Source organism: Bradyrhizobium sp. USDA 4451 (assembly GCF_054822585.1).
In genome coordinates this window covers 7,873,032-7,887,527 of sequence record NZ_JBTRCH010000001.1, presented here as the reverse complement: position 1 = coordinate 7,887,527, position 14,496 = coordinate 7,873,032, and the positions used below count along the sequence as shown (strand labels likewise).

The window sequence follows — 14,496 nt, the reverse complement described above, 5'->3', positions numbered from 1 at the left end:
ATAGCGCGCGCTGAAAGATTCGATCCGCCTGGCATTTCAGATGTCCGCCTGTGTGCTTCCTTGTCCCTCTCGCCGAGCTCTCCGTTCTAGCGCCGGACTCTTCCGGCCTATGCCAAGACAGCGAAGTGCATGGTGCATGTCGCATTTATGCTTTCAATGGTCGAGGAAAGCGGCAGCACGTCGACTGCACATAGCAACTTCCCATGTGCCGCGCGCAGGTACCTGCTAAGCATTAGAATTCTTTGCAGCCTTTCGAATCCGAAGCCAGTCTTCGCGCAATTGCGCTGGCCCTTGACTTCATCTCGACTGTCGAGCAATCGGGGGCATCGTAGCTGACAAATGCGTCTGCGATCTCGCCCAATCGATCGAACCGAACGGCTATCGAATCATGAGCCGCAAATCCCTGTCGCAGCGATAGCTGGGGGGATCGCAAAATCCTGGAACGAAATGCGATCGATCAAAGCTCTGTCAAGACATGGCAATCCCAACTAAGCATCGAAGAGATGCAAACTGTGACCGATCTGGTCGGCACCAGGCTTCTGACAGAACTGGGATATGAGGCGGAGCTGCTGCAAGCACAGCAAGCCGGAGTTGTGGATAGGGGGCCTCGGCTAACTGAACTTCATCGACAAATATTCCAAACTTGGCGGAATTTGCGAACTGGAAAGGCGGGTGCATTGTGCGGGTTATCTCAATCCGGGCAAGTCCACCCTGCTCCGCAGGTTCCGGAGACCTTTCGTTCCACGTGCGACATGTCCGTGGTCCAGCCGCAGGATCTGTCCGCCGCCAGTATTGCGGAAAATTTGCGGCTGGCCGATTCAATGAGAGCGCAGTTGCAACAGGCACTGTTGGCGTCAGAAGCTGATCGAGCCGCAGGGCTGGATGCTATTCGGACTCGTGATGCGGCGATCGAGCTCTTGCGAGGTGAGGTCGCGCGGCTTGAGCAGATCGTCAATATGGCTTAGGGTGATCTGGATGCTTGCGATCAAAACACGCTGGCTGATTTAGCCAGGCCCTCCCCCCAAACGAACTGATCTACGCCAATAGCGTGTGAGGCAGGCGCCGGCGGCGCCACGATAGAACGCGACATGCCCGGGGTGTGTCAGTCGGTCTGCTGCCCAACCGGTCAAGCGCACCGGCGAGCTCGCTCCGCACCCGACTTCCTCCTCTGGGCCGGCGCTGCAGAACCGAGATCCTGCATCGAAAAGAACATATATGCTGCCAAAACATCTGCGCCGTCTTGAAGCTGAATCGATCGAAATCATGCGTGAGGTGGCCGCCGAGTTCAAAAGGCCGGTCATGCTTTACTCGATCGGAAAAGACTCGAGCGTGCTGCTGCACATAGCGATCAAGGCGTTCTATCCGGCAAAATTGCCGTTCCCCCTGCTTCACGTCGACACGACTTGGAAGTTCCGCGAGATGATCAGCTTCCGGGACGCGACGGCCAAACGACTCGGCGTCGAGCTGATCGTCCATGTGAATGAGGAGGGCATTGCGCGCGGAATCAATCCGATCGACTCCGGCTCGGCGCTTCATACCCAGGTGATGAAGACCGACGCCCTGAAGCAGGCGCTCGAGCTTTACGGATTTGATGCCGCGCTTGGCGGAGCCAGGCGTGACGAGGAAAAGAGCCGCGCCAAGGAACGGATACTGTCCTTCCGTTCGGCCGGACACGTATGGGACCCCCGCAACCAGCGGCCGGAGCTCTGGAGCCTGTTCAACACACGGATACGCCAGGGCGAAAGCATGCGCGTGTTTGCGATGTCAAACTGGACCGAGCTCGACGTATGGGAATATATCATGCTCGAAAAAATCCCGGTCGTCCCGCTCTACTTCGCAAAGCTAAGACCGACGGTACGCCGAAATGGCGCGACGATCCTGGTCGACGACAGGCGATTGCCGCTCAACTGCGATGAGACGCCGCAAATGCGCATGATCCGCTTTCGCACGCTGGGATGTTATCCCTTGAGCGGGGCCATTAAATCCGATGCGACGACGATCGAAGAGGTCGTCGCAGAAATGCAGACTGCGACGGTGTCCGAGCGTCAGGGGCGCCTGATTGATACCGATGAAGCCGCTTCGATGGAGAAGAAGAAGCGGGAAGGTTACTTCTGATGATTTCCATAGCATTGTCGAAACCTGTCCACCCTGGTGCAAGGGACCAGCTGCGCTTCATAACATGCGGCTCGGTGGACGACGGAAAATCGACCCTGATCGGGCGGTTGCTGCACGACAGCAAGATGATCTACCAAGATCAGCTTGTGGCAGTGAAACGCGACAGCGTCAGGCATGGCAGCGCCGACATCGACTTCGCGCTGCTCGTGGACGGGCTCGAGGCCGAACGGGAGCAGGGTATCACGATCGACGTCGCCTACCGTTTCTTCACGACGCCGCGGCGCTCTTTCATGGTGGCTGACACTCCCGGTCACGAGCAGTACACCCGCAACATGGCGACCGGCGCCTCGAATGCGCAGCTCGCAATCATCCTGATCGATGCCCGCAAGGGCGTGTTGGTTCAGACCCGCCGCCACTCCTTCATTTGTTCGCTGCTTGGCATTCGCCATGTTGTGCTGGCAGTGAACAAGATCGACTTAGTCGCATACAGCAAGGTTGCTTTCGATCGGATCGTCGCCGACTATCTGGCCTTTGCCGCCGGCCTTGGCTTTAGCTCGATTGTTCCGATCCCGATCTCTGCCCGCCACGGCGACAACGTCGTCGACCGGTCCGCTCATACCAAGTGGCATCATGGTCAATGCCTGATGGAGCATTTGGAGAGCGTCGATATCCAGTCCGACACCGCAAGCCAGGCTTTCCGCTTTCCAGTCCAATGGGTGAACCGGCCCGATCCGGATTTTCGCGGCTACGCCGGATCGGTGGCTTCCGGCAGGATCTCGGCAGGCGACGAGATCGTCGTCGCCGCATCCGGACGTACCACCCGCATCAAGCGGATCGTGACCCATGATGGCGACCTTGTCGACGCCGAAGCCGGCGATGCCGTCACCATTACGCTGGAAGACGAGATCGACATTGGCCGTGGCGATCTTCTGACGCGACCAACCGAACGACCCAGCGTCGCCGATCAATTCGCCGCTTATCTGATCTGGATGGACAACGAGTCGCTCGCTCTCGGACTAAATTACATCCTGCGGATTGGCTTGCAAACGGTCGCCGGCAGCATTACCGCGATCAGGCATCGGATCGATGTCAACACATGTGAGCACCTGGCTGCCGAGACGCTTTCTCTCAATGAGATCGCGTTCTGCAATATTGCGACTGCACTGCCCGCCGCATTCGATCCTTACGACGTCAACCGGAAAACCGGATCATTTATCGTCATTGATCGTTGCACCAATCGCACCGTCGGCGCCGGCATGATTGCGTTTCCGCTGCGGCGGGCCACCAATGTTTCCTGCCAGGCGCTTTCGGTGGGCAGGAGTGAGCGCGCCGCGCTCAAGGATCAGAAGCCTTGCGTCGTCTGGTTCACCGGTCTGTCTGGCGCGGGAAAGTCGACGATCGCCAACATGGTTGATCAGAAGCTGCTCGCAATGTCGCGGCATGCCATGCTGCTGGATGGTGACGACCTCCGGAACGGATTGAACGCGGACCTGGGCTTCTCGAAGGCTGCGCGGGTGGAAAACATTCGGCGTGCCGGACAGGTTGCCAAGTTGATGCTGGACAGCGGCTTGATCGTGATCTGTTCGTTCATCTCCCCCTACAGGTCCGAACGAGATATGGTTCGCAGCCTGATTGGTAAGGACGAGTTCATCGAAGTCTTTATCGATACGCCAATCGAGGAATGCGCAAGGCGGGATCCAAAAGGTCTCTACTCAAAGGCAAAAGCCGGTGAGATCAAGAACTTCACGGGCATCGATGCGTCCTACGAAGCGCCGATAAGGCCCGAGATTCATCTCAGGACAATGGAGCACGCGCCAGAGCAAGCAGCGGAAGTCGTCGTCAACGCCGTGATGGCGCGCGCAGTCCTCTGCGACGAGCGGCGATAACCTGCCGATTCGTGGTCGCGGATGCCGCTCTCCTGCCTACTGGCCTGCCGAAGGCGACTCGGGTTAGGTGCGAGCATCGATCGGATTCGTCGATGCTAAGGGATTAAGATGGTTGCATCCACTCGTCGATTGCCCGCTTTCGGTTATGTGCTCGAAGTCGACGGTCAATTGAAAACCGAGTTCGCGACAAGAGACGGCGCCTGGGCAGGAGCGCAAGAGCTTAAGAAGCGCCGTCCCATGCTCCAGGTCAAAGTCTATGACGCCATGACGAAGGACAGAGACGAAGTCAGCCTTCCAGTCGCCTAAGTGTCTTCAAGCGTCCTTTTTTCTTCGTGGGGCTAGCGCCGGGCCGAGTTACTGTGCAGGCAGAGCCGCAGCGTCTTGGAGCCTCGATCTCGTCCGCAATTCCGAGATTGAGAGGCAAAGTTATCTCTTTTTCCTCAGCCACGGCGTCTCGCCTGTTCGCCGGCGACTACTTGACGCGCCCTCTGAGGCCATTTCGCTTTGTCATCGGTAGTGTTCGAAAGGCTATTCAAGGGCGCTCGGTGGGTTCTGGCAGGACAATGCCGGAGCGGCCCTGCGCAACTATAAGTGGCGCGGCGATGACCATTCCATACCACCGGGATTCGCAATTCCGAGAAGGGGCAAGAGCGGCGAACCGCAGCCAGGAAACCTGCTAGCAGCCATTGTCATGCGCAATGCGTCGGACGGGGTGCTCTGAGGCACTGGTTGGCTCGCTAAACTTGACTACGGCTCAGATCGAGGTTGCAACGTCAACGCGGCGGCGCAATCGCGCGACACGAGCTCACGGCCGATATAAGCCTGACGAAGCGGTCGAGCACGTTAGCCGAGCAGAGCGGCACGAAACCTGCACCGCGAAGGAGGCACTAGCCATGAAAAGTAGGAAATGCCACTCAACTCCACTGCCGTTGCGACCAGCGCAATTGTCCACCTCGTGCTGCGAATGGTCATGATCATCGTATGCTGTATCCGTCGGTTCGTCTTCAGTCTGACCGGACCGGCTTTGGCGTGCGCGGCGCCTATGCAACGAGGGACGTTCGTAACCAAACTCATCTAGATGCGCTACCGAAGCAAGATCATGTTCTCATATCTAACGCTTGCCTTAGACGACGGATCGGCGGCCTCGCGTAGTCGAATCATCTCGCTCTATGCCTTCTTGTTGGCCATCAATTGCTTGGCCTGGACCTGGGCCATCGTAGCGCTGTCCGACAGGCCGACGCTGCTGGCGACAGCCTTGCTGGCCTATGTGCTCGGCCTTCGGCACGCCGTCGATGCCGATCATATCGCGACCATCGACAATGTCGTTCGCAAGCTGATGCAGGATGGCAGGCACCCTCTCGCGGTCGGACTTTTCTTCGCCTTTGGCCATTCCTTGTCGGTTGCAGTGGCGGTCGCCGCGATCGCAGCTGCGGCGCTCGCCCTGCAAAGCGGTTTCCAGGAGTTCCGGGCGGTTGGCAGCATCATCGGCACCGGCGCATCAGCCTTCTTCTTACTGACGATTGCCGCCATCAACCTTGTGATCCTACGGGATGTCTGGCGGAGCTTTCAGCGTGCGCGGCGTGGCGAACGAATTGGAGAGCATGAGTTCGATCTGCTTCTGTCTGGTCGTGGCTTGCTGTCCCGGCTCTTGCGCCCACTGTTTCGCATGGTGACGGCGAGCTGGCAGATGTTCGCGATCGGTCTGTTGTTCGGCCTCGGATTTGATACCGCGACGGAAATCAGCCTTTTCACCGTCGCAGCCGGGCAAGCTTCGGGAGGGCTAGACTTCACTACGGTGATGATATTTCCGGCTCTCTTCGCCGCCGGCATGATGCTCGTCGATACGACCGACAGCGTCTTGATGGTCGGCGCGTATGGCTGGGCTTTCCTCAATCCGATCCGCAAGATCTGGTACAATCTGACCATTACGGCGATCTCAGTCGTCGTGGCGCTGCTGATCGGCGGCATCGAGGCACTTGGCCTGCTCGCCAACAAATTAGCGCTTGAAGGCACCTTCTGGAGCGCGGTGAACGATCTCAACGGCAGCTTGGCCAATTTCGGCTATCTCGTCGTCGGCGTCTTCCTGGTCAGTTGGGCGCTGTCATTTGCGATCTATCGCTGGCAAGGACTCGAAAAGCCGCTCAAGCCGGGGTGAACTCATACAACCAATCATCGCACGTCTTCGGCGTCATCAGCTCCGTGCGTCGGACATCGAACAATGTCGGGTTCAATACCACCAGCGCAAAAGCGACTTCGAACTAGCCGATCGCTGGCGTTCAAAACTGCGAATAGTTTACGCTCTGGCCAAGCGCGGTTAGTCCCGGCGCTCCACTGGTTCGCTGTGTCCGCAATCGCCGGCGGAGCGGCTTGGTTGTGCGACTAGAACCAGAAACCTCCGATATCGAGCTCGAAAGTCGCCAATGAAAGAGCGGCAACATCTCTGAGGAGATCAGTCATCGTCTGGCCTACCGCACATCTGGGCTAGTCGGCTTCTCCACCTATCGATGTCGTAAAATATTGGCATCGCTCTTGCTGGTGCACTTTAAGAAGTCGCTCGAGGGCTCGTGCCGCGTGATCAACTGCTTCGTTTTCCGTCGAACGGCTATACGTGTCCGGCAAGCGCCTCGATGAACGAAACGTGCGCATCTTCGACGCGTCGAGATATGATCGACGGCTCGCTAATCGTCGCCAGAGGTGACCGGACGTTGGTTCATCAACTCAGGTGTACTGACCAGCTCCTGCGACCGCGGATCGGCCTGCCTACCTCAAGACTGCGGATAGATAGCTATGATTGTTTTATCGACGGCGATCGACGCGGTACACGACCAATGTGGGAATGAGATAATCGAAGACGATGTCGCAGGCACACCGCGGCGGCGCCACCAGTCTGCACTGCAGCGTGCGCACTTTCTTGAAACTGATCGCACGAGCCGTTTGCCTTCGTCATCGAAATCAACGGCTGGGTGAACGCAGGTGCAGAATGAATTTGTGATCAGGCGACGGGATCTGCTCGCGCTGATCGGCACCATCGCCGGCAGTTCGGCGATGTATCACGCAATGACGAGCCTCGGCTTCGCATCCGAGTCCGCCTACAAGGGGCCGCTCAAGCTCGCGGGCGACGTCAAGGGCGCTTCGGTGTTGGTTCTCGGCGCTGGTCTTGCTGGCATGACGGCTGCGCTGGAACTGCGCAAGGCCGGCTACAAGGTCCAGATCCTCGAATTCAACAGCCGTGCCGGCGGTCGCAACTGGTCGATCCGTGGCGGGGACAGTTTTGTCGAGCTCGGCGGTTTTAAGCAGGCCTGCCAGTTCGAGCCGGGGCTCTACCTCAATCCCGGTCCGTGGCGGATTCCCTGTCACCACCGGGCGCTGCTCGATTATTGCCGCAGGCTCAATGTGACGCTGGAACCCTTCATCCAGCTCAATCATAATGCCTATCTGCACGCGACGCGCGCATTCGAAGGCAAGCCGCAACGCTTTCGCAGCATCAAGGCGGATTTCCAGGGCGGCGTGTCGGAGCTGCTCGCGAAAGTCAGCCAGCAGGGCAGGCTCGAGGAGTTCGTCAGCAAGGAAGACCAGGAGATCCTGCTGCAAGCGCTGCGCGACTGGGGCGCGCTGGATCGCGATTGCAAGTACAACGCCAATCTCGTCGCCGCCGAATTCCGCGGTTATGCCCACGATCCAGGCGGTGGCTTGATGGGAGATCCGCTGCCCAGCAACCCGATCTCGCTGCAGGAGCTGTTGCGGTCGCGGATGTGGCGCTATGTGCGGACCTACACCCGCTACGACTTCCAGACCACCATGTTCCAGCCGGTTGGCGGCATGGACATGATCGGCAAGGCGTTCGCGCGCGAGGTTGGCGATCTCATCCGCTATAACGCCAAGGTCACGCAGATCCAGCAGAACGGCTCCGGCGTCACCGTGAGCTATGTCGACACCGCCAACCCGTCCGCCGTGCAGCAGGCGACCGCCGACTGGTGCATCTGTACCATTCCGCTGTCGATTCTGAGCCAGCTGCCGATCGATGTCGGCGGGCCGATGAAAAATGCGATCGATTCCTTGCCCTACCTAGCCTCCGTGAAGGTCGGGCTCCAGTTCAAACGCCGCTTCTGGGAGGAGGACGACGCGATCTATGGCGGCATCAGCTACACTGACCTGCCGATCCAGCAGATCGCGTATCCGAACTATGGCTTCAACCGCGGCGGCCGCGGCATCCTGCTCGGTGCCTACATGTATGGCGGCGCCAATTCGTTCGAGTTCACCGCGATGACGCCGGCCGAGCGGGTCGCCAGCGCGGTCGAGTTCGGCGCCGCGATCCATCCGCAATACAAGAGCGAATTCGAGAACGGCGTCGCGGTGGCCTGGCATCGGGTGCCGTTCACGCTCGGCTGCGCCGGCCAGTGGACCGAGGCCGCCCGCGCGCAGCACTACCCGCAATCTGTGCCAGATCGACGGCCGCATCGCGCTGGCGGGCGAGCACGCCTCGCAGCTGCCATGGCAGGAGGGCGCGATCCTGTCGGCGCTCGACGCCACTACCCGATTGCACGAACGCGTGGTGAAGACCTGATGCAGGAACAGGTGTCATCCCTGCGCTGGCGCTGCTGCCGGCAAGCGCGACCGTTGGAGAGGACAGCGCTACCGGCAAGCGCACCTTTTTCCTCGGGCTGTGGACCTTCAACCAGGGACCAAGCTGTCGACCTGCCTGCGGAGCTGGAGACGCGCTGGGTCGACGATGGTTACGACCGGCGTACGCCAGGGAGCCTTGCTTGCCAATGTGACGTCGATAGCGCCGTCTACTGGGAAGGCAAATGGGCTCAACAAGATGAAGGTCAGGCGCGGTGTGCATTCAATTGAGTATGGCCCGATCCGAACGGATAACGGCCCGCCGCTGTCTTTTCAAACAGTTCTCTTAAGGCATGCGCGAAATCGATTTCGGGAGAAGCAAGCGGATGGAAAATCGTTACGTGCCATATATTGGGATGGTTGCGTTGGCTAGTCAGCAGTATCTGGCGATCGCGTTCATCTATTCGGCCATTCCCGTGATCCTTCGGGGCAACGGTGCTAGCTTGGAACTAGTCGGCCTATATGGCACCGCTTTCTTTGCATTCACCGTTAACTTCCTTTGGGCCCCCGTGGTGGATCGATGGAGCCTCAATCGTCTCGGGCTGAGACGTTCGTGGATACTGTTGACCCAAGTTGGCAGTACCATTGTGCTGGCAGCAATGGCATTCTTGGATCCAAAAACCGATTTTGTCTCGCTTTTTCTTGTTTCCCTGGTACTTGCGACCATTGCTGCCACGCAGCGGATCGCAACTTTGGGCTATATAGCTGAAGCTCTCGATTCCAGCGAACGGCCCCTCGGCGCCGCGCTGCTGGGTTGGGGCCGGGCCATAGGCCATGTGATCGGTGGCGCCGTCTGCCTCCAATTGATCGAGATGGTCGGTTGGCGTCCAGCTTTGTTGGGCTTGGCGCTGCTGCTAGCCGTCTTCGCTGGTTGGGTGTTCGCTATTTCTGAACCGCTCCAACGCGGCGACCGATCGAGCGCGACGGAACGCCCCTCGATCTCCGCGATCTTTCGCTACCATGGCCTGTGGACGACGGCCGCATTGATCGCGCCGGCGGTTATCGGGATCGCTGTGGCGTTCGCGACGGTTCAGTTGCGGCTTGTTGACCTCGGCTTCGCCGCAGCAGACATTGGATGGATCGGAGCGCTTTCGAACGTATTGACGTATACGCTGGTAGCGCCGTTGACCAGCGCAATCATCGGCCGAATGGCACCGCAGCGAGGCTTGATCTGGGGCTGCGCAGTCATGGCCATAAGTTTCAGCGTGCTCGCGACGGTTGATCGCTACGTCAACGTTCGCCTGAGCGCCGTTGTGAGCGTCGGCATCGTGTTCGCGGCGCTCGCTGTTCAGCATGTTACATTCACGAACTGGTTTCTCGGGCTCGCCCGGCCGGGCAAGGCGGGGACAGATGTGACGTTTCTGACCTCGGTAATGTCGGCGTCAGCGTTGGTGGGCTTCGCAGCGAGTGGGTTTGCCGTGGCGAGGTTAGGTTATGCTGTCACACTGATACTGCCGGGCCTCGGCTCTGCTCTCTCCGCCTTGCTCGGCCTGGCATTGCTCCGTCGATCCGATAGAGAAGAAGGGCCGGCGAAGGTTAGTAGGCCGCTTTCTGCGGAGCAAATTGTCGGCGCGAGAGACTTACGGAATGAACGACGATGATGCAGTGCTCACGCTGATTGGCCGCACCTATAGTTTTGAATCAGCTCATCGCCTTCCCCATCTCCCCGATGGCCACAAATGCAAGAACCTACACGGTCACAACTACCGTATGGAAGTGGTAATACGCGGAGGGGTGGACGCGAGGGGCTTCGTGAAGGATTTCGCTGAGATGGATGCCGAACTGGAGCCGCTGCTGAAGCTCGTCGATCACCGACTGCTCAACGATGTCGATGGACTGGAGAACCCAACCGCCGAGATCATCGCCCGTTGGTTCTTTGATCGCATTCCCAATTGCGCGAGTGTGCGGATTTATGAGACCGCCGATTGTTGGGCGGAGGTTGCGGCTTATGGCGGCAGTCCAAAAGGCACGCCGAGTTAGTCGGGGGCGGTGAAACGCCAACGCAAGTGCACTATGGATGCCGAGCAATGGCCGGTGTTCGGCGGCGTCCGCCTGTGCCTAGGCATGGAACTCGACAGATAGATATACATCGGCCGTGCCGCTGATCCCCATTGGCCTGCCACGGCGGAAGGGTTCCTGCGCCCAGTCATCGGGTGCTCATCCGGTCGGATGCAGTAGTCTAAGGTCGCTACAGACTTGTCTGGCACGTGGCCGTCCACGCTAAGTTGTCCTGATGGCGTGACGCGGCGCCGACATCCTACTCTTAAATCAGCGAGCTGATTGGCATCCGACGGCCGGATACTGCGATTGCCCTTGAGCACGCAGATCTACAATGCGCTTCACTGATGTCGCGTTGCTCACGAACTACCCTCGAAGCAGTTGCCCTGCCCAGCGTCGATCTCGAGCCACAGCCTCGCCTTGTGCGCAATGTCCACGCGCACGACCATCGCCCTCTGGAGGCGCTTTGCTGAACCGTGGCGAGCACTTCTTGGAAGTGTGTGGAATGACGAGTTTTGCGCCTCGGGCGAGGGGGACGACTACTCGATCTGGTAGCTTTGTCGTTCAGCCGCATGAGCTAGTCGTTAGGGCCGTTTTGACAGACACGCCTCGCGCACCAAGGGGGCGCACCGGGGCAGGAGAAACGCGATGAAATCGACCGCTCCGGGTCTCACCTCTCTTGCACTGATCCTGTTCGCCTGCGGGGCAACGGAGAGCGCTCGGGCCAACAATCCTTCCCCCGCCCAGGTCACGATACCGGCCGGCCAGAAGGGTGGTGGCGGTCAAACCCCGAGTATGTCGTCGCTGACCGAGCAGCATCGCCTGCCGCCGGACTCCAGCAGCAGGCACACGCTTGAGCTGCCCGGGCGGACGCTTTCTTTCGTCGCGACCGCCGGTTCCATCCGCCTGTTTGACGATAAGGGTGAGCCGCAGGCCGATATCGTCTATACTTCCTATCAGCTTGAAGGCACTGATCTCGGCACGCGCCCGGTTACATTCTTCTTCAACGGCGGACCAGGCTCATCATCGGCGTGGCTGCAGCTTGGCAATGCCGGACCGTGGCGGCTGCCGATCAATGCTGACGAGGTCACGCCATCGACATTTCCCGAGGTGAGGCCAAACGCGGAAACGTGGCTCGATTTCACTGATCTGGTGTTTCTCGATCCCGTAAGCACCGGCTATAGCCGTTTCGTGGCGGCCGGCGATGACGCGCGCAAGTGGCTTTATTCCGTTGAGGGCGACGTCAATGCGCTCGCGCTGGTGATCCGTCGCTGGCTCGAAAAGCATGACCGGCTGCTGTCGCCGAAGTACATCGCGGGTGAAAGCTATGGCGGTATTCGTGGGCCGAAGGTCGTCGACCAGTTGCAGATGCGGCAGGGCATAGGCGTCAGGGGCCTGATCATGGTCTCGCCAGTGTTCGACTACAGCGCCGGCAGGGGCCCGTTGCACTACGTCGCCACACTGCCCAGCTATGTCGCGACCCTGCGTGAAGCCGAAGGTTCGGTAAACCGAACCGGTCTCGCCGACGTGGAAGCCTATGCGCGCGGCGAGTTTCTGGTCGATCTCATCAAAGGCCAAGCCGACCAGGAAGCAACCACGCGTCTGGCCGACAAGGTCGCGGTGCTGACCGGCATCGACCAAGCGGTCAGCCGTCGGCTCGCCGGCCGTTTCGAAGTCGCCGAGTTCCGCCGTGAGTTCGACCGCAAGAATGGCAAGTTAATCGGCAGGTTTGACGCCTCTGTGCGTGGCCTCGATCCATATCCGGAGTCCGATTTCGAGCTTTCAGGCGATCCCTCAAGCGATACGCTGTTGGCGCCTTTGACCAGCGCCACTGTCGATCTCCTTACGCGCAAGCTTGGCTGGCGGCCGGAGGGCTCCTATGAACTGGCCAATCGCAAGGTCAGGGAGGCCTGGGATTTCGGCCGTAGCCCTCCGGCGTCAGTTTCGGAGCTGCGCAAGATCTTGGCGACGGACCGGAATATGAAATTGCTGGTCGTGCACGGGCTGTTTGACCTGGCCACGCCATATTTCGCATCACAGATCGTGCTCGATCAGCTGCCGCCATTTGCCTCCGCACCGCGCGTCAAACTTGTCGTTTTTCCGGGGGGCCACATGTTCTATTCGCGAGACGCCTCGCGCCACGCTCTTCGAGCAGAGGTCGAAGCGCTGATGAAGTGAGGCCGACACCAGACCTCGTCACGAGCAAGCCCGCGTTCGCACAAACATAATGTCGCTGATGCTATGGGACAGAGCTCAAGGGACCAGTCTTGGATTGCGTCGTCCGGCCGCTAGACGACGCAGTCCCAAAATGGCTGCGAACAAAACCCGGCTTGATCAGCCAAGCAGCAAGCTGGCGGACGGCATCTGATGCGCGCTCTCACGCCGGGCGGCGCGGGCGTGACGCGCTTCGCCGAAGATGGCCGAATCGAGCTCGACGATAACGCTGCCGCGCGCGATCCGCCCGATCGCATTCACGGAAGAGCGCATCATTCGTAGATCCTGACGGCGACGCCAAACACCGCGCTGTCATCGTCTCCGCGGCCAAAACCTGTAAGTGCTGAATTATACCGACGGGGGACCTACAGCGCCGATGGTATCACCAAGGTCGTCAACGATAATCCGAACCACTTCTCGACAGTTTTGTTGCCACAGGCCCAGCGAACTTTATTCGGCCTCAAGGCGCGCGAATCGCTTTCCAGTGAGACGCGGTTCTCGGAATTGGTAGAGCCAAGCGCTTCCTGGAGAGCCGAAATGAATGTGAGCCCTTCCCTTGCGGCACACTTCCGTGAAGTGATCGTGAGGGGCTGGCTCATGAAGCAAGCTTTTATTCGTCGCAAGTACCAGGCGAGCTTCGATTCGTCCTTTCGACTACCCAGAACCGGCATGCATTTTATGTGGCTCCTACGGGCCATGAGTTGATCTTCTCAGCGCGTCTGTTGCCGAAACTCTCCACTTTTACAGCACTTCGGAAAGAAGGCGCGGGTGTTTGGAGGAGCCACCCGCGCCAAGTTTGCTTCGCCAGCTTGGCCGCCTTGGGGGGCGTGAAGATAAACAGCCAAGCCGATAAGGTTCGCAGCAATTCATGTGCCAAGTGGATCACGATGCAAGAGTAGCAAACAGGCTGTACTCGACAGAGCGCAGTGACCAGGCAGACAGGACGGAAAATCGTGCGAGCGGTTGCTGACAGACCGCGCATGACTTGCGATCCAGACGTGCGGCTCTCAGGCGGTTTAATCAACAAGCGATTTCCTCAGCAATCCGCGTTCTAGACCATCATCGTTCCGTCAGAAAACCTGGCTTCGAACCCGCGCAAGCTGCTTACTCTTCGCCATCCGGCCATGCGCTCATCGTCTCGTTCCAAAGTCCGCTTTCCCGACGCTCCATCGAACGCAAACAGACCCCGTGTATCTGTTTGCCGATGTGGCAAAGCGCCGCGCACGCACGCGGGCGGAGCAGGTCAGCTGACCTGTCCGTGGCCATCGAGCTCGGGTGAATTCCAGCAGCGTCATTGGACTCCAGGCTACTACCGGGCTCGTCCGATAATCTCCGCACCCGTCACCTTGTCTTCCGAAGGTGGAGGCGTACGTCAGGAAAAATTCACACGAGAAAATTCCAGAGAGGGTTGAAACGCACCTAACGTCAAGTTGTACGATCTGAAAAATGGACGGCGAGGGTCGTCAGCGTACAAAAACCTCCAACGAGCGACAGTGTGCGAATGTCTCAAATCTTAGGCTCACGCAGGAAGCGGCAATCACCAAAGGCGCCATGCCGGGATCGGGGCCGGCCGCCGCCGTTCGACGCGCGCTGCTAGTTCGATTTCAACATTACCGGAGTGGCACACGACGCACGTAAGCCGGCCAGTTGGACTGCCGATGCG

Annotated in this window: 10 protein-coding genes and 1 riboswitch; of the genes, 9 read left to right on the top strand and 1 reads right to left on the bottom strand. The window is 59.3% G+C overall.

Annotation, left to right across the window (positions count from 1 at the left end; all coding sequences use genetic code 11):
• The first annotated feature begins 503 nt into the window (after positions 1-503).
• The 9 genes from ACVMB0_RS36930 (at position 504) to ACVMB0_RS36890 (ending at position 12,797) form a co-directional block, all read left to right on the top strand.
• Positions 504-965 carry a hypothetical protein gene (locus ACVMB0_RS36930; protein ID WP_461349367.1) on the top strand — a complete coding sequence of 154 codons (462 nt, stop codon included), beginning with the start codon at positions 504-506 and terminating at the stop codon, positions 963-965.
• 250 nt (positions 966-1,215) lie between these two features.
• Complete coding sequence (cysD, locus tag ACVMB0_RS36925) at positions 1,216-2,115, top strand: sulfate adenylyltransferase subunit CysD (RefSeq protein ID WP_461349366.1); 900 nt, start codon at positions 1,216-1,218, stop codon at positions 2,113-2,115.
• Positions 2,115-4,001: a sulfate adenylyltransferase subunit CysN gene (gene cysN, locus ACVMB0_RS36920; protein WP_461349365.1), complete on the top strand. Its 1,887-nt coding sequence runs from the start codon at positions 2,115-2,117 to the stop codon at positions 3,999-4,001. Before cysD ends, cysN begins: the two co-directional genes overlap by 1 nt.
• A gap of 108 nt (positions 4,002-4,109) precedes the next feature.
• Complete coding sequence (locus tag ACVMB0_RS36915) at positions 4,110-4,307, top strand: hypothetical protein (RefSeq protein ID WP_461349364.1); 198 nt, start codon at positions 4,110-4,112, stop codon at positions 4,305-4,307.
• Positions 4,308-4,498: 191 nt separating this feature from the next.
• Positions 4,499-4,696, top strand: a riboswitch (cobalamin riboswitch).
• A 404-nt stretch (positions 4,697-5,100) separates the two neighbouring features.
• Positions 5,101-6,156, top strand: a complete 1,056-nt coding sequence (locus tag ACVMB0_RS36910) for a HoxN/HupN/NixA family nickel/cobalt transporter (RefSeq protein WP_461349363.1) — start codon at positions 5,101-5,103, stop codon at positions 6,154-6,156.
• An 818-nt stretch (positions 6,157-6,974) separates the two neighbouring features.
• Entirely contained in the window at positions 6,975-8,852 is a 1,878-nt protein-coding gene (locus ACVMB0_RS36905; protein ID WP_461349362.1) for a flavin monoamine oxidase family protein, read from the top strand.
• Positions 8,853-8,947: 95 nt separating this feature from the next.
• Entirely contained in the window at positions 8,948-10,222 is a 1,275-nt protein-coding gene (locus tag ACVMB0_RS36900) for an MFS transporter (protein WP_461349361.1), read from the top strand.
• The gene (queD, locus tag ACVMB0_RS36895; protein ID WP_461349360.1) at positions 10,209-10,601 is read left to right on the top strand and encodes a 6-carboxytetrahydropterin synthase QueD; all 393 of its coding nucleotides are present in this window, start codon (positions 10,209-10,211) and stop codon (positions 10,599-10,601) included. The genes ACVMB0_RS36900 and queD overlap by 14 nt, the downstream gene beginning before the upstream one ends.
• Positions 10,602-11,267: 666 nt before the next feature.
• The gene (locus ACVMB0_RS36890; protein WP_461349359.1) at positions 11,268-12,797 is read left to right on the top strand and encodes a S10 family peptidase; all 1,530 of its coding nucleotides are present in this window, start codon (positions 11,268-11,270) and stop codon (positions 12,795-12,797) included.
• Positions 12,798-12,953: 156 nt separating this feature from the next.
• On the opposite strand, the gene ACVMB0_RS36885 is transcribed toward ACVMB0_RS36890, so the two are convergent.
• Complete coding sequence (locus ACVMB0_RS36885; RefSeq protein ID WP_461349358.1) at positions 12,954-13,109, bottom strand: hypothetical protein; 156 nt, start codon at positions 13,107-13,109, stop codon at positions 12,954-12,956.
• Positions 13,110-14,496 lie beyond the last annotated feature (1,387 nt).